General features: G+C 73.3%; 20 protein-coding genes and 1 tRNA gene. 11 read left to right on the top strand and 10 right to left on the bottom strand.

Annotated features, from left to right (window positions below):
- Window positions 1–49: 49 nt before the first annotated feature.
- Window positions 50–2221 carry a protein kinase gene (locus ACFV2S_RS05105; protein ID WP_385554333.1) on the bottom strand — a complete coding sequence of 724 codons (2172 nt, stop codon included), beginning with the start codon at window positions 2219–2221 and terminating at the stop codon, window positions 50–52.
- A 4-nt stretch (window positions 2222–2225) separates the two neighbouring features.
- Window positions 2226–3134: a serine/threonine protein kinase gene (locus tag ACFV2S_RS05100; protein ID WP_385554331.1), complete on the bottom strand. Its 909-nt coding sequence runs from the start codon at window positions 3132–3134 to the stop codon at window positions 2226–2228.
- A gap of 299 nt (window positions 3135–3433) precedes the next feature.
- Between ACFV2S_RS05100 and ACFV2S_RS05095 the strand changes: the two genes are divergently transcribed.
- Genes ACFV2S_RS05095 through ACFV2S_RS05085 form a run of 3 tightly spaced genes read left to right on the top strand, consistent with a single transcriptional unit; the run spans window position 3434 to window position 6879 of the window.
- Window positions 3434–3862 carry a hypothetical protein gene (locus ACFV2S_RS05095; protein ID WP_383690270.1) on the top strand — a complete coding sequence of 143 codons (429 nt, stop codon included), beginning with the start codon at window positions 3434–3436 and terminating at the stop codon, window positions 3860–3862.
- 15 nt (window positions 3863–3877) lie between these two features.
- Complete coding sequence (locus tag ACFV2S_RS05090) at window positions 3878–6199, top strand: hypothetical protein (protein ID WP_385554329.1); 2322 nt, start codon at window positions 3878–3880, stop codon at window positions 6197–6199.
- An 8-nt stretch (window positions 6200–6207) separates the two neighbouring features.
- Window positions 6208–6879 (top strand): hypothetical protein, encoded by a 672-nt coding sequence (locus ACFV2S_RS05085; protein ID WP_385554327.1) that lies wholly within the window; start codon window positions 6208–6210, stop codon window positions 6877–6879.
- Between the two features lie 25 nt (window positions 6880–6904).
- Here the strand turns inward: ACFV2S_RS05085 and ACFV2S_RS05080 are convergent, their stop codons facing one another.
- Window positions 6905–7291, bottom strand: coding sequence for a hypothetical protein (locus tag ACFV2S_RS05080; protein ID WP_385554325.1), 387 nt, complete (start codon window positions 7289–7291; stop codon window positions 6905–6907).
- A 68-nt stretch (window positions 7292–7359) separates the two neighbouring features.
- Window positions 7360–7431, bottom strand: a tRNA-Cys gene (locus ACFV2S_RS05075).
- Window positions 7432–7609: 178 nt separating this feature from the next.
- Between ACFV2S_RS05075 and ACFV2S_RS05070 the strand changes: the two genes are divergently transcribed.
- From ACFV2S_RS05070 to ACFV2S_RS05050, 5 genes are all read left to right on the top strand, one after another.
- Window positions 7610–9082 (top strand): MFS transporter, encoded by a 1473-nt coding sequence (locus ACFV2S_RS05070; RefSeq protein WP_385554323.1) that lies wholly within the window; start codon window positions 7610–7612, stop codon window positions 9080–9082.
- 41 nt (window positions 9083–9123) lie between these two features.
- A complete protein-coding gene (locus tag ACFV2S_RS05065; RefSeq protein WP_385554321.1) occupies window positions 9124–9312 on the top strand; it encodes a hypothetical protein in 189 nt (62 codons plus the stop codon).
- Complete coding sequence (locus tag ACFV2S_RS05060; protein WP_385554319.1) at window positions 9309–9695, top strand: type II toxin-antitoxin system death-on-curing family toxin; 387 nt, start codon at window positions 9309–9311, stop codon at window positions 9693–9695. The genes ACFV2S_RS05065 and ACFV2S_RS05060 overlap by 4 nt, the downstream gene beginning before the upstream one ends.
- Before the next feature lie 123 nt (window positions 9696–9818).
- Entirely contained in the window at window positions 9819–11612 is a 1794-nt protein-coding gene (locus ACFV2S_RS05055) for a DEAD/DEAH box helicase (RefSeq protein ID WP_385554318.1), read from the top strand.
- A 408-nt stretch (window positions 11613–12020) separates the two neighbouring features.
- The gene (locus ACFV2S_RS05050; protein ID WP_041129456.1) at window positions 12021–12662 is read left to right on the top strand and encodes an IclR family transcriptional regulator; all 642 of its coding nucleotides are present in this window, start codon (window positions 12021–12023) and stop codon (window positions 12660–12662) included.
- 299 nt (window positions 12663–12961) lie between these two features.
- Here the strand turns inward: ACFV2S_RS05050 and ACFV2S_RS05045 are convergent, their stop codons facing one another.
- Window positions 12962–13906: a helix-turn-helix domain-containing protein gene (locus tag ACFV2S_RS05045; RefSeq protein WP_385554313.1), complete on the bottom strand. Its 945-nt coding sequence runs from the start codon at window positions 13904–13906 to the stop codon at window positions 12962–12964.
- 82 nt (window positions 13907–13988) lie between these two features.
- Here ACFV2S_RS05045 and ACFV2S_RS05040 point away from each other — a divergent pair, with 82 nt between their 5' ends.
- Window positions 13989–15092 (top strand): alpha/beta hydrolase family protein, encoded by a 1104-nt coding sequence (locus ACFV2S_RS05040; RefSeq protein ID WP_385554311.1) that lies wholly within the window; start codon window positions 13989–13991, stop codon window positions 15090–15092.
- A 119-nt stretch (window positions 15093–15211) separates the two neighbouring features.
- Complete coding sequence (locus ACFV2S_RS05035; protein WP_385554309.1) at window positions 15212–16006, top strand: S16 family serine protease; 795 nt, start codon at window positions 15212–15214, stop codon at window positions 16004–16006.
- On the opposite strand, the gene ACFV2S_RS05030 is transcribed toward ACFV2S_RS05035, so the two are convergent.
- From ACFV2S_RS05030 to ACFV2S_RS05015, 4 genes are all read right to left on the bottom strand, one after another.
- Window positions 15939–17276, bottom strand: coding sequence for an MFS transporter (locus ACFV2S_RS05030; protein WP_385554305.1), 1338 nt, complete (start codon window positions 17274–17276; stop codon window positions 15939–15941). The two genes, ACFV2S_RS05035 and ACFV2S_RS05030, sit on opposite strands and share 68 nt — an antisense overlap.
- A gap of 20 nt (window positions 17277–17296) precedes the next feature.
- Window positions 17297–17485: a hypothetical protein gene (locus tag ACFV2S_RS05025; protein ID WP_385554303.1), complete on the bottom strand. Its 189-nt coding sequence runs from the start codon at window positions 17483–17485 to the stop codon at window positions 17297–17299.
- Between the two features lie 17 nt (window positions 17486–17502).
- Entirely contained in the window at window positions 17503–18150 is a 648-nt protein-coding gene (locus ACFV2S_RS05020; RefSeq protein WP_385554301.1) for an ArsR/SmtB family transcription factor, read from the bottom strand.
- Between the two features lie 94 nt (window positions 18151–18244).
- On the bottom strand, window positions 18245–18712 hold the full coding sequence (locus tag ACFV2S_RS05015; RefSeq protein WP_123452764.1) for an Lrp/AsnC family transcriptional regulator: 468 nt from the start codon (window positions 18710–18712) through the stop codon (window positions 18245–18247).
- 121 nt (window positions 18713–18833) lie between these two features.
- Here ACFV2S_RS05015 and hppD point away from each other — a divergent pair, with 121 nt between their 5' ends.
- Window positions 18834–19979 (top strand): 4-hydroxyphenylpyruvate dioxygenase, encoded by a 1146-nt coding sequence (gene hppD / locus ACFV2S_RS05010; RefSeq protein WP_383800089.1) that lies wholly within the window; start codon window positions 18834–18836, stop codon window positions 19977–19979.
- A 206-nt stretch (window positions 19980–20185) separates the two neighbouring features.
- Here the strand turns inward: hppD and ACFV2S_RS05005 are convergent, their stop codons facing one another.
- On the bottom strand, window positions 20186–21610 hold the full coding sequence (locus tag ACFV2S_RS05005; protein WP_385554298.1) for a tetratricopeptide repeat protein: 1425 nt from the start codon (window positions 21608–21610) through the stop codon (window positions 20186–20188).
- Between the last annotated feature and the right edge of the window lie 35 nt (window positions 21611–21645).

Genomic DNA, 21645 nt, shown 5'->3' with positions numbered 1-21645 from the left:
TGCTTTCGGGTCGGGGGTGGATCGGAGGTCCGGAGGGAGGGGGAATCGCTCAGGCGAAGGGGAAGGCCACGACGGACGACGCTCCCGCCCCGATGATCCGGGTCCGCGAGGAGTCGACGACGTACCGGCTGGCTTCCGCAGGGAAGACCCAGGCCGAGCGGTGGGTCTCGCGGTCGACCGCGCTCAGCCCGCCCTGGACGGGCGCGTACACGTACTTCTCGCCGACGACGGGGACCGCGAGGAGCTCAGGGGTGAGGCTGCGGCCGGAGGACCCTTCCTCCCACCGCTTCTCCCCCTTGTCGGCGGTGACGGCCACGAGCCCGCGGCCGGCCTCGTTCGCGTGGACGAGGCCGTCCGACACGGCGGGGATGCCGAAGGCGGAGCCCCTGCCGTACTCCCAGGCCACTCCGCCGTCGCCTAGGCGCAGCGCCCGGAGGCGGTCACCGCCCAGGTAGAGGTGTTGGGCGTCGGTGACGAGCTGGCCGGGCTTGAAGGACATGGACTCCTTGAGCGGGACGCTCCGCCGCCACAGCCGGCGCCCCGTGCGCAGATCTCTCGCCTGGACGTCGAAGGACTCGAGGTCGTCGCTGTTCTTGCCGAGTACCAGCCGGTCGCCGACGATCCGGGACAGCCAGGGGCGGACGTTGCCCCACGCGTAGGGCTGGCGCCAGATCTCCCGGCGCGTACGCAGGTCGACGGCGACGAGGTGCCAGCCGAGTTCGCGGTCCTCCATGGGATCCGTGTACCGTCCGGCCCTCGAGGCGGTGATGAGGCGTCCGCCGGCGGCGGTGAGGAGCTGCGTGCCGAACTGGGATCCGTCGAAGCCCTTGATCTCGATGGTCGGTGCCGCCTCCTTGCCGGTGCGGGGAGAGAGCGTACGGATCTGTAGGACGCCCCCGCCCTCGGTGGGGCCGTCGGAGGCGTAGAAGAACCCGCCGTCGGTGGTGATCTGCTGGGGCTCGAACACGGTGATGTCCTCCCAGAGCGGCTTGCCCTCGCGCGTGTCGAACGCCCGGAAGGACACCGTCTCCGCGAAGCCCACGACATCGCCCGCGAGGAGCGGCGTGACGCTCTCCTCGCGGTCCAGCGACTCCCCCCGCCACAGCGCCGCCGGCGCCCCGTCCGAAGCCGTCGTCGCCGGGATCGCCGTGGGCCCGGCCGTCGGTGGGGTGCCGGTGGTGCTGTCGCGTGAGCCCAGCCAGGCCCACACCCCCGCGCCCGCGCCCGCCACGCCCAGGAGGGAGCCGCCGGCCAGGGTGAGGGCGCGGCGGCGGGAGGGCGGGGTGCTCGGGACCGTCGCCGTCGTCGCGGATTCCGCCGGGGCCGGGAGGCGGTGCGGGGTGTGGAGCCATACGTCGGTCGCCCGGCGGGCGATGTCGGCGAGGAGCAGCGGCGGCAGATGGTCCGCGAACTCGCCGTGGCCGTCGTGGAGGCGGTCCACCAGGGTGTGCGTCGTCGGGCGGGCCGACGGGTCCTTCGCGAGGCACGCCGTGAGGAGCGGCAGCAGCGGCTCCGGTACGCCGCCGAGGTCGGGTTCGGCGTAGCGCACCCGGTAGAGGAGGTCGGCCGGGGAGCCCTTGCCGAAGGGGCCGTGGCCCGTGGCCGCGAACACCAGGACGCCGGCCAGGGCGAACACGTCGCCCGCCGGGGTGTGTTCCGCGCCGCTCGCCTGCTCCGGCGACATGAACGCGGGCGTGCCCGCCGCCGCTCCCGTACGGGTGAGGTGGTCGTCGCCGGCCGCGCGCGCGATGCCGAAGTCGATGATCTTCGGGCCGTACGCGGTGACCAGGACGTTCGAGGGCTTCAGGTCGCGGTGCACCACGTCCGAGGAGTGCAGCTGGGCGAGGGCTCCGGCGAGGGCCGCGCCGAGGGCACGGACGGTCGGTTCCGGCAGCGGGCCGCCGAGGTCGACGGCGTCGTCGAGCGGCGGGCCGAGGACGTACTCCGTGGCCAGCCACGGCGTCTCGGCCAGCGGGTCGGCGTCGACGACGGCCGCGCCGTGCCGCGCGCCGATGATCCGCGCCGCGTCCGTCTCGAGACGGAACCGGGAACGGAACGCGGGGTCCGTCGCGAGGCGGGCGTGCACGGTCTTCAGGGCGACGGTACGGCCGCCGGGCGTGCGCGCCAGGTAGACCGTGCCCATGCCGCCGGAGCCGAGGCGGGCGAGGAGACGGTACGTGGCGACGGTGGCCGGATCGTCGTGGGTCAGGGGCGACAGCATCAGGTCAGGTCCGGGGAGAGGGGTCGGGGGCCGTGTCGACGGGGAGTTCGGCCGCGAGCAGTTCCGACGACTGGCGGGCCAGCGCGGCCACCACCCGGCCCGGCAGCCAGCCGGGCGTGAGCAGGGAGCCGGCCGAGTTCAGGACGGTCCGGTGCGGGGTGGGCGGTGCGAGGGCCGCCGTCAGGTCGGCGGCGGTGGGGCGGTCCGCCGGGTCGCGGGCCAGGCAGGAGGAGACCACCGGGCGCAGCGCGGAGGGGAGTTCGTCCCGCTCGGGCACGGTGTGGCCGGTCGCGGCGTACGCGAGGACCGCGCCGAGCGCGAAGACGTCGCCCGGCGGGCGGGGCCGGCCGCCGGACGCCTGCTCGGGGGCGAGCGCGCCCGGTTCGAGGCCCGGCAGGCCGGTGCGCGCCTCCCCGTCGGCGCCGGCCGCCCGTACCGCCCCGAAGCAGCTCAGCCGGGGGCCGTCGGCGGTGAGCAGGACGGCGGCGGGGGAGACTCCGGCGTGCGTGAGGCCCTGCGCGTGCGCTCCGGCGAGGGCTTCGGCGAGGGCGGTGCCGACGGCCCGCACGGTCGCCTCCGGCAGCGGCCCGCCGTGGACGGCGAGGGCGACGGGGAGGGGGAGGGCGGGCACGTACGGGGTCGCGTACCAGGGGCTCTCGCCGGGCGCGGCCAGGTCCGTCACCGGCGCGACCCACGCGCCGAGGAGCCGCCGGGCCGCGTCCGCCTCCGTGGCGAAGCGGGCCGGGTCGGCCCCGGGCAGCGGGGCGCTGAGCAGCACCGTGCGCTCGCCGTCCCGCGTACGGGCGACGAACCGACGGCAGGGGACGGCGGGGCCGTGCGGGTCGAGGCGGGTGATCAGCCGGTACGGGCCGATCCGGCGCGCCGGCACCTCCCGCGTGCGCGACTGCTCCACGTGTACGTCCCCCCGTCGTTCCGGCGCCCCTGTGGTGACGGGGCGCCGGGAGAGCCTATCGAGGCGGGAGCGGGGGGCCGCTCCCGGGCCGGAACGCCCGGGCTGTCCGAGTTGCGAAGGTGAAGCGGAGCGCCTGGCACCCGAGCGCCTGGGAAATGAGGGGAGATTCTCTGTCCGGACTGCCCGAACGGGTGCTCGGAGATGACCGGCGGGCTACGATCGCGATGCCTCGCCCGGCAAGGAACTTGCTGAGGCGAAGCCGGAACGATCACCGCAGGACAGTCGCCACGGGGGAGAGCATGTCGTTCGAAGAGGAGTGGGCGTCCGTACGGTCCACGTCGACGGCCAACGTGAGCATGAGGCTCAACCAGGTCGCGCCCGAGCCCGGGGGCGGCGGCGGGGGAAACGCCGACCTCGGCGTCGACCAGGACAAGCTCGGCGCCATCGGCAGCGCCGCGTACGCGCTGCACGGCCGGCTCGCCAAGGACGGCAACCACGCCCGTACGAGCACGACCGAGGCGGCCACCCAGCTGAAGGGCCACGACTTCCTCACCGGTTCGGCCATGGCGGCCGTGCAGGAGACCTGGGACTCCCAGCTGAAGACGCTGCTCGACGCCTGCGCGAACATCTCGAACCACCTCGACTACAGCGCGGCCTCGCACGCGAAGGAAGAGCAGGACATCGCGGCGGCCCTCGCGGCCTCCCAGATCGACCAGTACTTCAAGTAGGCCGGGGGATCCGCTGTGCTGACCTATCAGAACGTCATGCAGGCCGCGCTCGACAGGATGAAGACGGCCGCCGACGAATGGTCCGCCCTGAAGGGCAAGCTCGACACGCTCACCCAGGACGCCCAGTCCACCATGGCCGCGAAGGCCAGGGACGACTACTGGCGCGGGGTGAACGCCGAGGTCACAAAGCCGTTCGTGGACAAGACGGCGAAGGAGTTCGGCGACGCGGCGAAGGCCGCCGACGGCATCCACAAGGTCCTGGCCGACGGCCACCGGGCCTTCAAGAAGGCCCAGGACGACCTCAAGGCGATCGCCGAGACGGAGGCCCCCGCCAAGGGCTTCTACGTCAAGGCCGACGGCACCGTCGCCGCCCGGGAGCCGCTCTCCGAGATCAAGGACCCCGGCGCCCGCCACGACCCCGACTTCCAGGACCTGGTCCGCAAGGAGCGCGCCGACATCCGGGCGATGGAGGAGCGCATCAAGGCGATCCTGGAGGTCTGCACCGAGGCCGACGTGGCCTGCTCCAACGCGCTCCGGGCCAACAACACCGGCGACCGGAACAACTTCAGCGGCCCGAAGTACACGAGTCTCGACGCCGAGGAGGCGCAGCGGGCCGTCGACCTCGCCAAGAAGGGCCGGGACATCTCGCACGAGGAGCTGATGCGCCTCAACGAGCTGCTCAAGGACAACAGCGGCTCCAAGGAGTTCTCCCGGGCCTTCTACGACGGCATGGGCCCGAAGGGGGCCCTGGAGTTCTTCGGGCAGCTGTCGACCGACACGTACGACTACGCGAAGGTCGACAAGGAGCGCCTCGCCGATGTCCAGGACCTGCAGAAGAACCTGGGCCTCAACCTGGCGACGGCGACGCAGGGCGGCGACGCCTGGACCGACAAGTGGTCCACGGACATGCGCAAGCTCGGCACGGAACGCATCCCGCTGGTCAAGTACGACAACAACCCGGCGTACGGCTACCAGTTGCTCGGCGGCATCATGCGCTACGGCGACTACGACCCCAAGTTCCTGGTCCCGATCGCGGAGCACGTCACCCAGCTCCACGCGAAGGACCCGTACATGTTCGCCGACAGCAAGCCGCTCGGCGGCGGCTGGCTGAAGAACCAGTACAACCCGTCCGGCGTCAACGGCTCCGGCTTCGACCCGATGAACTCGATGCTGGAGGCGCTCGGGCACAGCCCGGAGGCGGCGAAGGAGTACTTCTCCAAGGAGCCCACGGCCTACAACAAGGACGGCAGCGTCGGCGGGACGGTGGACCTGGACCCGAAGAAGGACGGGGCGCAGAAGGGCTACCTGGACTACTTCCAGAACAAGGACTACGAGTTCTTCCCCGACGTCGAGGGCCACAACCCGGACGACTGGAAGAAGACCGCGGAGTACATGCCGGACGCCCTCGGCCACGCCCTGGAGGCGGCGACCACGGGCCACGGCTGGGACGACCCCAACCCGCAGCTGCACCGTGACGAGAAGTCCGCCGAGATCATGAAGCAGGTGATCGACTCGTACGGGACGAACACCGAGCTCCGCGGGCAGCACAAGCCGCTGATGGACAGCCTGGGCCGGATGGGCGCCGCCTACATCGACGACCTGAACTACTCCACGTACAACTTCGGCGATTCCGGCGACGCCCTCGGCCGGGACAAGCTCTTCGGCGCGAGCAGCGACGGAAGCTCGCGCACGGACTTCGGCGAGGGCGCCAGCCTCCGGTTCATGAACGCCGTCGCGGGCGACGAGCAGGGGTACAAGACGCTCTCCGCCGCGCAGCAGGTCTTCGAGGCCGGCGGTCTCAAGGCGCTGGAGGGGGACAAGGACTCCCAGCTCACCTTCCTCCACAACTCGACCAAGCTGCACGGCATCCTCGACGAGTCGCGGATCGACGCCATCTCCCTGGAGTTCAAGGACCAGGAGGAGGCCAAGAACCTGGAGATGGAGAAGCAGGCCGAGTGGCGGAAGTCCGCCGTCAGCGGCGGTGTCGCCGCGGTGGTCGGTGTCGGCTCCGCCGTGGTGCTCGGGCCCGCCGCGGGACTCGTGGCGACGACCGCGGTCCCGATCATCATGGAGACCGTCGGGTCCGCGGTCAGCACGGACTACGCCTCGGACACCCTGCAGTACCTCAAGGACAACGAGTACAAGAACGACGACGACGCGGACTCCGCCGTCGTGGACGCCCGCCAGCAAGGCCGTCGCGCGGTGGTCGTGCCCGCTCTCAACGTGGCGGAGATGCAGGGGCTGACCCGGTCCGAGCGGCAGGAACTGATCCGCGAGATCGAGTACTCGTACAACACCGGCGCGAAGAGCGTCGACGACCTAACCGCGAACAAGTGAGGCGGACAGTGAGCAAGACGCGGAGGCTCCCGGGGATCGCCGCCGGCGCCCTGGCAGCGGCCCTGGCCCTGAGCGGGTGCTCCGACGACGGGGACGGCGGGGGGAAGGAGCGCACGGGGGCCGTGACCCCGGCCGCCCTGAAGAACTGCGGGAAGGTGTTCGGGGAGCGGAACGTCGAGGCGCTCCGGGCCGACCTCGGGGAGGGTTTCCAGCCGCACGACCGCTCGCTCGCCGAGATGAAGCAGCGGATGCTCGTGGAGGCGCAGGGCTGGAATCCCGACACGGACGAGCTCGCGCGGACGACCTTCCGTCCCTGCCAGATCGAGGGCCGGGCCGACGGGAAGGAAGCCTGGGTCAATGCCACGGCCGGCTGGTCGAGGTACGACGTGGCCTTCGTGACCGGGGGAAAGCACGCGCGCGACTTCCGCGAGGTGGCGAAGGGGGTCTATCTCGACCGCCGCGAGGAGCTCGACGGCCGCTCCCTGATCATGCCGTGCACGGTCCCCGGCACCCGGGCCGGACAGGGCGAGGAGCTGCCGCTCCAGGTCTCCGTGGCCGACACGGACCGCACGACCCGGTCCGTGTCCACGGATCAGCTGCTGAAGGCGCTCGCGGAGAGCACCCGGGGGCTGCTCGGGTGCGCCGAGAGGGTCACGGTGCCGGAGAAGCTGGTCCCCTGAGGACGCGGGGGGCGGCAGGGGACGCTCAGTCCTCCGCCGTCTCCGCCGCCGGGCCCAGTTGGGACAGCAGCAGGAGCGTCGCGCGGGTGATCAGGGCCGCGAGGAGGATCGTCGCCAGGCCGTCGACGTGCAGGGAGGCGATCTTCGGGCCCAGCCAGGAGAGCAGCCACCAGATCAGGGCGTCCTGGACGAAGCCCGCCAGTCCGAAGACCAGGAGGGCGGAGGGCGGGACGCGGCCCGACGGGCCTATGAAGATCACCTGGGTGAGGACCGTCATGACGACGCTCGCCATCAGGACGGAGAGGACGATGTCCATCGTCTCCGTGCCGCTCAGGGTGATGCCGGGCAGAAGGCCGCAGGCGAGGCCCACGCCGAGGACGACGCCCAGTCTGCGTCTGCCGTGATCGTTCATGCGCGGACTGTGGCACAGCCCGCAGGCGGATGTGAAGGTTCCGTAAGGAAGCTCTCCGGAACCAGTAGAGACCGTGGCGGGAATTGAACCCACGTAACTCGCTTTGCAGGCGAGCCCCTCAACCACTCGGGCACACGGTCGGGTGGTGACGAGTACGACGCTAGGCGGGTGCCGGGAGGGGCTCAAGGGTTTCCGGGGGCACGCCATACGACTGCCACACGGCCGCAACACTCCGTTCGTGGGCCTACGACGAAGGGCTGAGTCCGAACCCTCCTCCTGACAGGAGCCAACCCCCGGATCACCTCTTACTCTGGGGGAATGAGCGCCCTCGAACCCCGCGACGCCGACGTCGCCGCCCTACCCGGACCCCCTGCCGCACCCGGCGACACCAAGGGGTCCGTCCTCGACCCGGAGCACCGGGCGCTCAGCATCGGCATCGTCTCTGTCGTCCTGCTCATCGCCTTCGAGGCCACCGCCGTCGGCACCGCCATGCCCGTCGCCGCCCGCGAGCTCGACGGCATCCCCCTCTACGCCTTCGCCTTCTCCGCGTACTTCACCACCAGCCTCTTCGGCATGGTCCTCGCCGGACAGTGGTCCGACCGGAGCGGTCCGCTCGCCCCCCTCACCGCCGGCATCAGCGCCTTCGCCGCCGGACTGCTGCTCTCCGGCACCGCCGGCGCCATGTGGCAGTTCATCCTCGGCCGGGCCGTCCAGGGCCTCGGCGGCGGTCTGGTCATCGTCGCCCTGTACGTGATCGTCAGCCGCGCCTACTCCGAACACCTCAGGCCCGCGATCATGGCCGCCTTCGCCGCCGCCTGGGTCGTCCCCTCCGTCGTCGGCCCGCTCGCCTCCGGCACCGTCACCGAGCACCTCGGCTGGCGCTGGGTCTTCGTGGGCATCCCCGCCCTCGTCGTCTTCCCACTGGCCCTCGCCCTCCCCGCGATCCGCCGCACCGCCTCCGGCCCCGCCGACCCGGCCGCGCCCCTCGCGCCCTGGGACCGGCGCCGGATCATGCTGGCCCTCGGCATCTCCGCCGGCGCCGCGCTCCTCCAGTACGCCGGACAGGAACTGCGCTGGCTCTCCCTGCTGCCCGCCGCCGCCGGTCTCGCGCTCCTCGTGCCCGCCGTCCGCGGCCTGCTGCCGCGCGGCACCTACCGGGCCGCCCGCGGCCTGCCCTCCGTCATCCTGCTCCGCGGCATCGCCGCCGGGTCCTTCATCGCCGCCGAGTCCTTCGTCCCCCTGATGCTGGTCTCCCAGCGCGGCCTCAGCCCCACCCTGGCCGGGCTCTCCCTCGCCGTCGGCGGCCTCACCTGGGCGCTCGGCTCCTGGATCCAGGCCCGGCCGTGGACGGAGCCGTACCGGGAACGGCTCACCGTCCTCGGCATGATCCTCGTCGGGCTCGCCATCGCCGCCGCGCCCAGCGTGCTGATCGCGTCGGTACCGGTGTGGGTCGTCGCCGTCGCCTGGGCCTTCGGCTGCCTCGGCATGGGCGCCGTCATCTCCTCGACGAGCGTGCTCCTCATGAAGCTCTCCGCCCCGGAGGAGGTGGGTGCCAACTCGGCCGCCCTCCAGATCTCCGACGGCCTCTCCAACGTCCTGCTGCTCGCGGCCGGCGGCGCGGCCTTCGCGGCGCTCGGCGGCGGCGCGGTCGGCCACGCGATGGACGCGGGCGGCGCCACCGGCTCCCACCCGGCCGCCTTCGCGGCCGTCTTCCTGCCGATGGCGGGGGTGGCGGCGGCGGGGGGCTGGGTCGCGACGCGGCTGCACGCGAACCGGGCCGGCGCGGCGTAAATCCGTCGCTGCCGGTGTCGCCGTCCCCCTACCCTCCGTCTATGCGTGAGATGACCCTTCCGGTCGGTGACGGGTTCGCCGACCTCGCCGACGCCCGGGGCGTCACCCCGGAGGAGCTGGCGGCCGAGGCCTGCGGGCGCCTCCTGGCCGCCGAGGCCGAGCTCGTACGCCGAGAGGCCCTGCGCCTCGCCCGGCGGCACGACTCCCTCCTGAGGAGGCTCGGCGCATGAACACCACCACGCGTTTCCTCACCGTGGACGAGGCCGGCGAGGTCGCCCGGATCGCCTTCACCGGCGACGGCGTGCCCGAGCTGAGGGCGCCCGGGCTCCTGGCGTCCGCGGTGCACCGGCCGCGGGCCCGGATGTTCGGGGAGAGCGCGTACGGGGACGTGTACGAGCAGGCCGCCGCGCTGCTGCATGCCGTCGCCACGAACCACCCCTTCGTCGACGGGAACAAGCGGGCGGCCTGGCTCTCCGCGGCCACCTTCCTCGCCGTCAACGGAGTCGATCTCGCCGACGTCGACCTCGAACGGGCATACGACCTGGTCATCGGCGTGGCCGACGGCACACTGGCGGACATCGCGGACATCGCGCGCCGCCTCCGGGAGCTGTGAGGACCGTCTCAAGCGCACCCGCCACGCCTTCGCGCGGGGCGGGTCGCGACGCCCGCACCGGTAAGGTGGCCCGGTTGTCATATCTGGACTGTCCTTCCGTGACGAGCGTCGAACCCGGAGATCGTGACTACCACCGCCACCTCCTCCCATCACCTTTCTCCCGCCTTCCCAGGACGGGCCCCGTGGGGTACCGCCGGCAAGCTGCGCGCCTGGCAGCAGGGCGCGATGGAGAAGTACATCCAGGAGCAGCCCCGTGACTTCCTCGCGGTCGCCACGCCCGGCGCCGGCAAGACCACCTTCGCCCTGACCCTCGCCTCATGGCTGCTGCACCACCACGTCGTGCAGCAGATCACCGTGGTCGCCCCCACCGAGCACCTCAAGAAGCAGTGGGCGGCCGCGGCGGCGCGGATAGGGATCAAGCTGGACCCCGACTACAGCGCGGGCCCGCTCAGCAAGGAGTACGACGGCGTCGCCATCACGTACGCCGGCGTCGGCGTACGGCCCATGCTGCACCGCAACCGTTCCGAACAGCGCAAGACCCTCGTCATCCTCGACGAGATCCACCACGCCGGAGACTCCAAGTCGTGGGGCGAGGCCTGCCTGGAGGCCTTCGAGCCCGCCACCCGGCGCCTCGCCCTCACCGGCACCCCCTTCCGCTCCGACACCAACCCGATCCCCTTCGTCACGTACGAGGAGGGGAACGACGGCATCCGGCGGTCCTCGGCCGACTACACCTACGGCTACGGCAACGCCCTCGGCGACGGCGTCGTCCGGCCGGTCATCTTCCTCTCCTACAGCGGCAACATGCGCTGGCGCACCAAGGCCGGCGACGAGATCGCCGCCCGCCTCGGCGAGCCGATGACCAAGGACGCGATCTCGCAGGCCTGGCGCACCGCGCTGGACGCCAAGGGCGACTGGATGCCGAACGTCCTGCGCGCCGCCGACCAGCGCCTCACCGAGGTCCGGAAGTCCATCCCGGACGCCGGCGGCCTCGTCATCGCCTCCGACCAGGACTCGGCCCGCTCCTACGCCAAGCTGATCCGCGAGATCACCGGCACCAAGGCCACCGTCGTCCTTTCCGACGACACCGGCGCCTCGAACCGCATCGACGAGTTCAGCGAGAACACCGACCGCTGGATGGTCGCCGTCCGCATGGTGTCCGAGGGCGTCGACGTCCCCCGCCTCTCCGTCGGCGTGTACGCGACGACCATCTCCACCCCCCTCTTCTTCGCCCAGGCCGTCGGCCGCTTCGTGCGATCCCGCAGGCGCGGCGAGACCGCGTCCGTGTTCCTTCCGACCATCCCCAGCCTCCTCGGTTTCGCCAACGAGATGGAGGTCGAGCGCGACCACGTCCTCGACCGGCCGAAGAAGGCGGGCGAGGACGAGGACCCGTACGCCGAGTCCGAGAAGGAGATGGCCGAAGCCGAGCGCCAGCAGGACGAGGACACCGGCGAGCAGGACATGCTGCCCTTCGAGGCGCTGGAGTCCGACGCCGTCTTCGACCGCGTCCTCTACAACAGCGCCGAGTTCGGCATGCAGGCCCACCCCGGCAGCGCCGAGGAGCAGGACTACCTCGGCATCCCCGGCCTCCTCGAACCCGACCAGGTCCAGCTGCTCCTCCAGAAGCGCCAGGCCCGGCAGATCGCGCACAGCCGCAAGAAGCCGGACGACGAGGCCGACCTCCTGGAGCTTCCCGCCGAGCGCCGTCCCGTCGTTTCCCACAAGGAACTCCTTGAGCTGAGGAAACAGCTCAACACGATGGTCGGTGCGTACGTTCACCAGAGCGGCAAGCCCCACGGCGTCATCCACACCGAGCTGCGGCGGGTCTGCGGCGGGCCGCCGAGCGCCGAGGCGACGGCGGGCCAGATCCGCGAACGGATCAAGAAGGTCCAGGAGTGGGCCACGCGCATGCGCTAGCCCCCCGGACGGAAGAAGCGAGGCCCGTACGCGTGGTGCGTACGGGCCTCGGGCGTCCCGCGGGGGCGGGAGCGGGCACGGAGACCGGCCCCCACGGTCGGCCTCCGGCCGTCTCCACGCTACGGGCACGAAATACCCGATCTTGTCCGCCAAAGTCCCTCGTCCGACCGACGAAGGTCCCGAACCGGCTCTATACGGTCGCCGGCGCCCGGATTCTGGACGAGGTCTTCCGCTGAGCGGAGCGCGACGCTACTGTCCCGGCTCACAAGCAATCGCCCCGTGGCAGCGCCGCCGCGGAGCGCAGCCGGTGTACCCCTTCCTGCCGGCGGCCTCTGACGTGCGTCGCCGCGGGACCGGCGCCGCAACTCCGTGAGAGCCGCCGCCACTCACTCCGAAGGAGAGGGCGTCGTGACCGCGGAGACCTCCCAGACGCTCGACCGGGGACTCAGAGTCCTCAAACTGCTCGCCGACACCGACCACGGTCTGACGGTCACCGAGTTGTCCAACAAACTCGGTGTCAACCGGACCGTGGTCTACCGGCTCCTCGCCACGCTCGAGCAGCACGCCCTCGTCCGCCGCGACCTGGGCGGGCGCGCCCGCGTCGGCCTCGGCGTGCTGCGGCTGGGCCGGCAGGTCCACCCGCTCGTACGGGAGGCCGCGCTGCCCGCGCTGCGCTCGCTCGCGGAGGACATCGGGGCGACCGCCCACCTGACCCTCGTCGACGGGGCGGAGGCGCTCGCGGTCGCGGTCGTCGAACCGACCTGGACCGACTACCACGTCGCCTACCGGGCCGGCTTCCGCCACCCGCTCGACCGGGGCGCTGCCGGCCGGGCGATCCTCGCGGCCCGGCAGGGCGGACTGACCGAACCCGGCTTCACCCTCACGCACGGCGAGCTGGAGGCCGGCGCGAGCGGCGCGGCGGCCCCGCTGGTCGGCGTGACCGGCGTCGAGGGCAGCGTCGGCGTCGTCATGCTCGCGGACGCGGTACCGGAGCGGGTGGGTCCGCGGGTGGTGGACGCGGCGCGGGAGGTCGCGGACGCGCTGCGCTAGAAGGGGCCCCGTGCCGCGGGGACCGTCCGCCCACGCCCGTGTGGGCCATCGTCCCGCTGGGGCGATGGGGGTCCCCCCTGCTCGAGCGAAGCCGAGAGCTTGGGGGAGGGTGGGCACACGGGACGGCGCCTTCTCGCGGCGCCTCCGCGTTCCGCGCCTGGACCCGCACCACGAGCGGCGGCGCACAGTCGGTGCCGGTTCAGGCTCAGCAGCCTCCGGCGCCGGCAAGGGCGCCGTTCCGTTGTGCCCACCCGTTCCGCCCCGGCGGAACGCATGCCCACAACGGCGGGTGGGCGTCGCTAGGGCAGCAGTGTCGCCAAGGGTGTCGCCGCGTGGTGGACCGAGCGGCCCGTGCGGGTCGTCGTCAGGAGGCCCGCCGCGCGGAGCGCCTGCGCGTGGGCCGAGGCCGTCGCCGCGCTGACGCCCAGCCGCCGGGCCAGTTCGGTCGTCGTGAGGGGTTCCGTCAGGGCCCGGAGGAGCTGCGCCCGGGTCCGGCCCAGGACCCCCGCGAGGGCGTCCTCCCCGGGAGCCGCCGGCGGCGCGGGCGGCAGGCCCCCGCCCGCCGGGTACGCGAGGACCACCGGGCGCTCCGGGAGGTCCTGGACCAGCGGGCCGCCGCGCCAGTGGTAGGTGGGGAGGAGGACCAGGCCCCGCCCGGCGAGGCGGACGTCGCGGGGAGCGCCCGGCCACTCCCAGACGCCGTCCCGGAGCTGGAGCCCCGGTGCCAGGGTGGTGAGGGCCGCGCCGAGCCCCTGCTCCGCGACCGTCAGCGCGTGCCGGGTGAACTCCGCCCGGTGCAGGTCCTGGACCAGTTCCCACACCGGCGCGAGGACCGTCTCGTACGCCGCCCGCTGGGCCCGTTCCACCACCCGCCAGGCGTCCGGGCCGCCGCCGTGCAGGCCCCGGAGCCATCCCGGCACGGTGCCGTGTCCCGCGTACACCCGCTCCAGCTCGGACCGTACGGACTCCGGCCGCGTCGACCGGATGAGCGCGAGGCCCTCCTCCCGCGTCTCGCCGAGGACGTCGAGGAAGGACGGGGCCGTCCCGCCGGGCGCCAGGTCCGCGAGCGGCCCGGCCGCCGCCGGCAGGGCGCGCAGCAGCCTGCCCCGCCAGCGTCCGAAGAGCAGCCCCTCGTGCGGGGCGCCCAGCATCATCAGGGCGGCGTGCAGCTCGGGAACGGGCGACGGCCGGGGCGCGAACCGGACGCGGGTGAAGTCCTCCGCCGTGAAGTGGATGCGCAGCAACCCGGCCCCCTCCGAAACGCCAGCCTTTCGGGCACGGCCTGAACCTTCGCCCGACTCCCCGTCCCGGCCAAGGATGCCGTGCATGACATCGCACCCCGCTCCCAGCCGCCGCACCGTCGCCAGGGGCGCCCTCCTCGGAGCCGCCGCCGTCCTGCTCGGCGCCTCCTCCGCCGGGGCCGCGCAGGGGCCGCCCGCGCAGGGCGCGGCCGCGCTCCGGCTGCCCGCGCCCACCGGCCCCCACCCCGTCGGCCTCCGCACCTTCGTCCTGACCGACCCCTCCCGCCCCGACCCCTGGGTGCCCGGCGCCCGGGAGGTGATGATCAGCGTCCTGTACCCGGCCCGTACCGTCCGCGGCTTCCCGCGCGTCCCGCAGCTCACCCCCGCCGAGGCGAAGGTGTTCGCGGAGCTGGCGCCCCTGGTGCGTCCCGGCCTGCCCGCGGGAGGCGTCGACTGGGGGGCGGTCCTCACGCACGGGCACAGGGACGCGCCGCCGCTGCCGGGCCGCCGCCCGGTGCTCCTCTCCACCCCGGGCGGCGGTGACTCCCGCACCCTCGGTACGACCCTCGCCGAGGACCTCGCGAGCCACGGCCGGATCGTGGTCCTCGTCGACCACCCGGGCGACGCCAGCCAGGTGGAGCTGCCCGGCGGGATGCGCTGGACCGTTCTCACCGGGCCGCCGGACCCGGCGACCTTCCGCACCATGATCGACACCCGGGTGGCGGACCTCCGCCTCGTCGTCGACCGGCTCGGGGACCTTCCCCTCGCCCCGGTGACGGACCTGCGCCGGATCGGCGTGTACGGGCACTCCGCGGGCGGCACCGCCGCCGTGCACGCGCTGGCGGGCGACGACCGGATCACCGCCGGGGTCAATCTGGAGGGCTATCTCGACCTCGATCCGGAGCTCGTGGCGGGTCTCGCCCGGCCCCTGCTCATGCTCCGCACGGACGGCTTCGAGGACGCCGCCCGCATCGAGAGCTCCTGGGCCGGGGTCCGCGCCCGCCGCGTCCTGCTGCGCCGGGCCGGCCACTGGATCTTCAGCGACTACGCGCACCTCGTCCCGCAGCTCCAGGCCGCCGGGCTCGTCGACGCGGGTGCGCGGGCGGCGCTGGTGGGGGCCGGGGACACCCGGAGGGCGACGGCCGTCGTACGGCACGGTGTGCGGTCCTTCTTCGACCGGCGGCTCTAGGCCGTCTCCTTCGGATCGTGCCGGGCTCGCGGCGTGATCGGCGAGGGCTCCCTGGGCGCGGGTGCCGCGGTCCCCGTGCCCCGGCCCCGCCCCGGGGCGCGTCCCAGTAGATTGGGGGCGTGTTCTCCAGCCTCTCCCGTCCCCGTGCCCTCGCGCTGTGCGCGCTGCCCGTCGCCGCGCTCTTCGCCGTCGTCGGGCTCGCACCGCTGCCGTACGCGATCGCCCAGCCCGGCACGACCGCCGACGTGCTCGGCAAGGACCAGGGGCTGGAGATCATCACCATCACCGGCGCCCCCGTCCGGGACACGAAGGGCGAGCTGCGGATGACGACGATCCTCGCGACCGGCCCGTCCACGGACGTGGACCTCGCGGACGTGACCGACGCCTGGTTCCGTACCGACCGGGCCGTCCTGCCGCACGACTCCGTCTACCCCCCGGGGAAGTCCGACGCGGAGATCGAGAAGCGCAACCTCGGCCAGATGAAGGAGTCGCAGGACGCGGCCACCCTCGCCGCGCTCGGGTACCTGAAGAAGGACCCCGAGAAGGTGAAGGTGACCCTGCACCTCGCCGATGTCGGCGGGCCGAGCGCCGGGCTGCTCTTCTCCCTCGGCATCGTCGACAAGCTCGACGGGGACGGGAACGGCGGAGACCTCACCGGCGGCCGGATCGTCGCCGGTACGGGCACGATCCAGCCGGACGGCGCGGTCGGCGCGGTCGGCGGGGTCTCCCTCAAGACGCAGGCCGCCGCGCGGGACGGGGCCACCGTCTTCCTCGTGCCGAAGGACGAGTGCGCGGACGCCAGGGCCGAGCAGCCGAAGGGGCTGCGGCTCGTGCCCGTCACCGCGCTCAGCGACGCGGTGGCGTCCCTGCGGGCCCTGGAGCAGGGGCAGGAGTCGAAGGTCCCGTCCTGCTGACGTCCTCGGCGGACCTGCCCGGGGAGGCGCCGGCCGGTGCCTTGTCCATGCCCCGCCAGGCCGGGAAGACCATCGGCGAGAGCGTCGCGAGGAAGTAGAGCCCGCCGATCCCGAGCAGCGTCGCCGTCAGTCCGGCGCGCTCGACCAGGAGTCCCGCCGCCAGTCCGCCCAGCGGGGTCGTGAGCAGCACGCCCGCGGTACTCGCGCCCGCGACCCGGCTGCGGAGCGCGTCGGGCACCTGCTCGTAGATGACCGTGGTCAGGATCGGGTTGAGGACTCCGGCGCCGAAGCCCGCCGCCACCATCGTCACGAGCAGCGGCGCGGTGGTGTCGGTGAGCGCGGCGACGACGTACGGCGGGGCGCCGCAGAGCAGGAAGCCCACCGTGAACACGGCCCGGCGCGGGAAGCGTTCCCCGACCGCCCCGTAGAGCAGGGCGCCGGCCAGGGCGCAGCCGGCGAAGACGGAGACGAGCAGGCCCTGTACGGCGGGGCCGCCGAGGTCCTCCTTGGCGTGGACCGGCAGCAGCACCGAACTCCAGCTCTGGTTCAGGCCGTTGGTCACCATCACCATGACGGTGACGGCGAGCAGCAGCCGGGCGCGGAACAGGAAGGCGTATCCCTCGCGCAGGTCGGCGCGGTAGCGGGCGGGGGAGAGGCGGGGCCCGTCGCGCTGCGGCTCCGCCGACGGCACCCCGCGCAGGCCCGCGGTGACGAGGAGCGCGGAGGCGGCGAAGGTGACCGCGTCGAGGTACAGCACCGTGCCGGGGCCCATGAACGCGACGAGCAGTCCGGCGACCGCGGCGCCCGTCATCCTGGCCCCGCGCGCCACCGCGTCGTAGAGGCTGGCCGCCCGGGTGAGCGAGGTCCCGGCCCGCCCGGCCAGGTCGGGGACGAGGACGTGCCGGGCCGTCTCGCCGGGCGCGTGGAACAGGCCCGTGACGGCCATCAGGGCGCACAGCATCCAGAACCTGAGGGCGCCCGTCTGGTGCAGCAGCGGGATCGCGGCGAGCGCGAGCCCGCAGACCAGGTCGGAGGCGATGCTGACCCGGCGGCGCCCGAGGCGGTCGATGACGGGGCCGCCGGCGATCGCGGCGAGGACGACGGGGACGGCCGCGCAGAAGGCGACGAGTCCGGCCTTGCCGGGGCTGCCCGTGGTCTCCAGGGCGAACCACGGGACGCCGATGAGCGTGAGCGAATTGCCGGTGACGGATATGGCGTTGGCGGTCAGGACGGTCCCGAGCGGGACGCGGTCGTGCCCTGCGGTCCTCATGGCGTGTCCCCCCGGCACGGTCATGCGGCCAGTGGGGCGGGACCGTGGGCGGGGGTGGCCATGCGCAGGCCCAGTTCGACGAGCTTCCAGCCCATGCGGGCGCGGAGCGCGGGGACGCGGGCGGCCGGCCGCGGCCGGGCGGTGGCGGCGTCGCGCCGGAGCTCGTCGGAGGTCAGCGTGTGCAGCTGGAGGTGGATGTCGGCATGCATGGTGCGGGTTCCTTCCGTCAGTCGTGCTGCGGGAACGCGTGCAGGTGCATCCGTACGCGGGCGGCGCCCGGCGCGTCGGGGTCGGAGGTCTCGCTGTACTCGTCGATCAGCGCGTGGATCTTCTGGTTGAGCTCACGCAGCCGCGCGGGCGGGACGTTCAGCCTGAAGTCGCTGAAGTCCGAGGCGCCGTACCACTCCTCGCCCCAGGTGTGGCGGGTGGCGACCCAGGTCGACAGCTCCTGGGTGTGGATGGTCGCGATCTCGTGCATGACGACGTCGAGGGCGCCCTGGACCTCGGGGTCGGGGTTCCTGTGGAGCGTCTCGTCGAAGATCGTTCCCCGGTGGACGGCCTTCCACCAGCGCTCCCGGCCCTTGCCGCGCGTCGGGTCGTCCACGATGAAGCCGTGGGCGGCGAGCTGGCGCAGGTGGTAGCTGGTGGCGCCGCTGGACTCGCCGAGCCGCTCGGCGAGCTGGGAGGCGGTGGCGGGGCCGTAGCGGCGCAGGGCGCGCAGCAGCTGGATGCGCAGGGGGTGCGCGATCGCCCGCAGGGAGCGCGGGTCGAGCGTGCGGCTCTGGCTCTCGTGGCCGCCGGACTGCTGCGACGGGTCCTCGGACTGCTGCGACGGGTCCTCGGGCTGCTGGTGCGGGGCTTCGGGCTCGGGCATGGCTTCACCGTAGAGTTGCAAAGAAGTAGTTGCAAGGGTTTCTTTGCAACTACTTCTTTGCAGAGCTCTCTTTGTACGCCCCGGCTCCGCCCGGCTACTCCTGCGCCGCCTGCTCCACCAGCGGGATGATCCGCAGCGGCACCGGGTTCTCCATCACGATCGCCGTGGACGCCCGCACGATCCCCTCGAAGGCCACCACCTTGTCGATCACCCGCTGGAGGTCGGCGTTCGAACGCGCCACGAGCCGGCAGAGCATGTCGCCGTGGCCCGTCGTGGTGTGCAGCTCCAGCACCTCCGGCACCGTCGCCAGATGGCCCCGCACGTCCGCGCCCTGCCCCTGCTTGATCTCCAGGGTCGCGAAGGCCGTCACCGGATAGCCGAGCGCCGCCGGGTCCACCTGCGGCCCGAACCCGCGGATCACCCCGCTCGCCTGGAGCCGGTCGAGCCGCGCCTGCACCGTGCCGCGCGCCACCCCCAGCCGCCGCGAGGCCTCCAGGACCCCGATGCGCGGCTCGCGCGCGAGCAGCGCGATCAGCCGCCCGTCCAAATGATCGATCGCCACAGCGGCCTCCCCATGGTCAGGATGTACAAGTCGCACGGCCATACTCGTCCGTCGCTGTACAGCTTGACCAGCGGATCAGCGAACTCTTGCGCACCTTGCCGAACGGCGGGACATTGCTGCCATGACTGAGACCATCGATCACACCCCTTCCACCGCGCGTGAGGCCGATCCCTTCCCGGTCAAGGGAATGGACGCGGTCGTCTTCGCCGTCGGCAACGCCAAGCAGGCCGCGCACTACTACTCCACGGCCTTCGGCATGAAGCTGGTCGCCTACTCCGGACCGGAGAACGGCAGCCGCGAGACCGCCAGTTACGTCCTCACCAACGGTGCGGCACGGTTCGTGTTCACCTCGGTCATCAAGGCCACGACCGACCGGGGCCGCTTCCTCGCCGAGCACGTCGCCGAGCACGGCGACGGCGTCGTCGACCTGGCGATCGAGGTGCCGGACGCCCGCGCCGCGTACGCCTACGCCGTCGAGCACGGCGCCACCGGCGTCACCGAGCCGTACGAGCTGAAGGACGAGCACGGCACCGTCGTCCTCGCCGCCATCGCCACGTACGGCAAGACCCGCCACACCCTCGTCGAGCGCTCCGGCTACGACGGCCCGTACCTGCCGGGCTTCGTCTCCGCGAACCCGATCGTCGAGCCGCCGGCCAAGCGCACCTTCCAGGCCATCGACCACTGCGTCGGCAACGTCGAGCTCGGAAAGATGAACGACTGGGTCGGCTTCTACAACAAGGTCATGGGCTTCACGAACATGAAGGAGTTCGTGGGCGACGACATCGCGACCGAGTACTCGGCGCTCATGTCGAAGGTCGTCGCGGACGGCACCCTCAAGGTGAAGTTCCCGATCAACGAGCCGGCGATCGCGAAGAAGAAGTCGCAGATCGACGAGTACCTGGAGTTCTACGGCGGCGCCGGCGTCCAGCACATCGCCCTCGCCACCAACGACATCGTCGCCACCGTGCGCGCGATGCGGGCCGCCGGTGTCTCCTTCCTCGACACCCCCGACTCGTACTACGACACCCTCGGCGAGTGGGCCGGCGAGACGCGCGTGCCCGTCGAGACCCTGCGCGAGCTGAAGATCCTCGTCGACCGCGACGAGGACGGGTACCTGCTGCAGATCTTCACGAAGCCGGTCCAGGACCGCCCGACCGTCTTCTTCGAGATGATCGAGCGGCACGGGTCGATGGGCTTCGGGAAGGGCAACTTCAAGGCGCTGTTCGAAGCGATCGAGCGCGAACAGGAGAAGCGCGGCAACCTGTAGCCGCCGCCCGCCGCCCGTGTGGGCGATCGTCCCGCTGGCGCGGGACGGGTGGGCACACGGGACGGCGCCTTCTCGCGGCGCCTCCGCGTTCCGGGCCTGGACCCGCACACCCGTGGCCGTCACCGGGGTGCGGGTTCAGGCCCGGCAGCCTGTGGCGCCGGCACGGGCACCGTTCCGGCCTGCCCGGGCCGGACCGGCGTTCCGGCTCACGCGGGGGGTGGGCCGGGACGCGTGGTTCCGGTCGGGCCCCCGGCCTTCGCCGCAGGCTCCCGGCGGAGCTCCGGTGGGAGTTCGTCCGGCAGTTCCCCCAGCGCCGCCAGCGACCGCTCCGCCCGCCGGGCGTCCAGCGGTGAGAACTCGGGGTTGATCCGCAGCGCCTCCTCCAGGTGGCGCCGGGCCGGGCCCGGCAGGTCCAGGGCCCGTTCGATCTCGCCCCGGTGGTACAGGAAGAGCGCGCTCCGCAGGCCCTCCTCCGTGGCCCGCTTCGCGTAGCCCAGCGCCTCCTTCGACGCGCCCGCGCGGTGCAGCGCCCACGCCAGCGCGTCCGCCACCCGCACCGAGCGGTGGCCCCGCGCCCACTCCGCCCGCATCCGGGCGACCGCGGCGGCCGCGTCGCCGTGGTCCGCGTCGAGGAGCCCGAGCGGCACCTCCGCCCCCGTCCAGGTGCCCGTCCGCAGCCGTTCGTACAGGGCCCGAGCGTCCCCGTCCCGGCCCAGCGACTCGTCCAGTTCGCCCGCCTCCAGGAGGTACTCCGGCAGCGGCAGCCGGGCCAGGGCCGCCCGCCACGCGCCCACCGCCTCCTCCGTGCGGCCGAGGGCCGCGAGCGTCCGCGCCCGGCCCGCGAGCGAGGGCCCGTGGTCCGCGACGAGCCGCAGCGCCGCCCCGTACTGCCCGAGGGCCTCCTCCGCCTCGCCCCGCTCCCAGGCCAGGTCCCCGGCCCGTGCCAGGGCCGCCGCCTTCTCCGGGGCGCTCTCCGCGAGCGCCACCGCGTCCAGGGCCGCCGCGTCGGCGTCCTCGCGCCAGCCGCGGTCGCGATAGGCCTGCGCGGCCCTGGCCCGTACCACCGGGCCCGCGTGCAGCTTCTCCAGGCTCTCCAGCGCCTTCTGGGCGGCCTGGTACTGCCCGAGCCCGTTGTAGGCGTCGATCAGGACCGGGTAGACCGGCCACCGGCGCGGATCCGCCTTCCGTACCCGCTCGCCCCACTCCCGGGCCGTCGCCCAGTCGCCCCGCGCCCCCGCGAGCGCCCCGAGCCCGAGCTCCGCCTCCGGGTTCCCGCGCGCGGCGGGCCGTTCGGCGAGCGAGCGGCGCAGCGCCCGCTCGGCCCGCGGATAGTCCCGTACGTCCCCGAGCCGGCTGCCCCGCTCCGTGTACGCCGCGCCCAGCTCCGCCCAGGACGCCTCGTCGTCCGGGTGGGCCCGGACCCACTGCTCCCGGTCGGCGATCAGCGCGGCCAGGTCCGGAAGCGAGGCCGGGGCGCCCGCCCGGGCCGCGATCACCGCCCGCTCCGCGGGCCCGGGCGGGGGCGGCGGGCCCTGTCCGACGAGCTCGGGCACGTACAGCAGCGCCGCCGCCGCGAGCACCGCGCCCACCCCGGCGACGAGGACCGTCCTCGACACGTTCTCGGTCTTCATGGCGCTCACTGTGCGCCCGCCCCCGGCTGTACGAA

The organism is Streptomyces sp. NPDC059695, from assembly GCF_042733785.1.
Lineage (GTDB): Bacteria > Actinomycetota > Actinomycetes > Streptomycetales > Streptomycetaceae > Streptomyces.
The sequence above is the reverse complement of the archived record's forward strand: the minus strand, read 5'-3'. Positions and strand labels throughout refer to the sequence as shown.

What these genes read in the sequence shown, in the direction of transcription:
- ACFV2S_RS05105 (WP_385554333.1), bottom strand. Translation starts at nt 2,221, where the DNA reads ATGCTGTCGCCCCTGACCCACGACGATCCGGCCACCGTCGCCACGTAC.
- ACFV2S_RS05095 (WP_383690270.1), top strand. Translation starts at nt 3,434, where the DNA reads ATGTCGTTCGAAGAGGAGTGGGCGTCCGTACGGTCCACGTCGACGGCC.
- ACFV2S_RS05080 (WP_385554325.1), bottom strand. Translation starts at nt 7,291, where the DNA reads ATGAACGATCACGGCAGACGCAGACTGGGCGTCGTCCTCGGCGTGGGC.
- ACFV2S_RS05070 (WP_385554323.1), top strand. Translation starts at nt 7,610, where the DNA reads ATGAGCGCCCTCGAACCCCGCGACGCCGACGTCGCCGCCCTACCCGGA.
- ACFV2S_RS05065 (WP_385554321.1), top strand. Translation starts at nt 9,124, where the DNA reads ATGCGTGAGATGACCCTTCCGGTCGGTGACGGGTTCGCCGACCTCGCC.
- ACFV2S_RS05060 (WP_385554319.1), top strand. Translation starts at nt 9,309, where the DNA reads ATGAACACCACCACGCGTTTCCTCACCGTGGACGAGGCCGGCGAGGTC.
- ACFV2S_RS05040 (WP_385554311.1), top strand. Translation starts at nt 13,989, where the DNA reads ATGACATCGCACCCCGCTCCCAGCCGCCGCACCGTCGCCAGGGGCGCC.
- ACFV2S_RS05030 (WP_385554305.1), bottom strand. Translation starts at nt 17,276, where the DNA reads ATGAGGACCGCAGGGCACGACCGCGTCCCGCTCGGGACCGTCCTGACC.
- ACFV2S_RS05025 (WP_385554303.1), bottom strand. Translation starts at nt 17,485, where the DNA reads ATGCATGCCGACATCCACCTCCAGCTGCACACGCTGACCTCCGACGAG.
- ACFV2S_RS05020 (WP_385554301.1), bottom strand. Translation starts at nt 18,150, where the DNA reads ATGCCCGAGCCCGAAGCCCCGCACCAGCAGCCCGAGGACCCGTCGCAG.
- hppD (WP_383800089.1), top strand. Translation starts at nt 18,834, where the DNA reads ATGACTGAGACCATCGATCACACCCCTTCCACCGCGCGTGAGGCCGAT.
- ACFV2S_RS05005 (WP_385554298.1), bottom strand. Translation starts at nt 21,610, where the DNA reads ATGAAGACCGAGAACGTGTCGAGGACGGTCCTCGTCGCCGGGGTGGGC.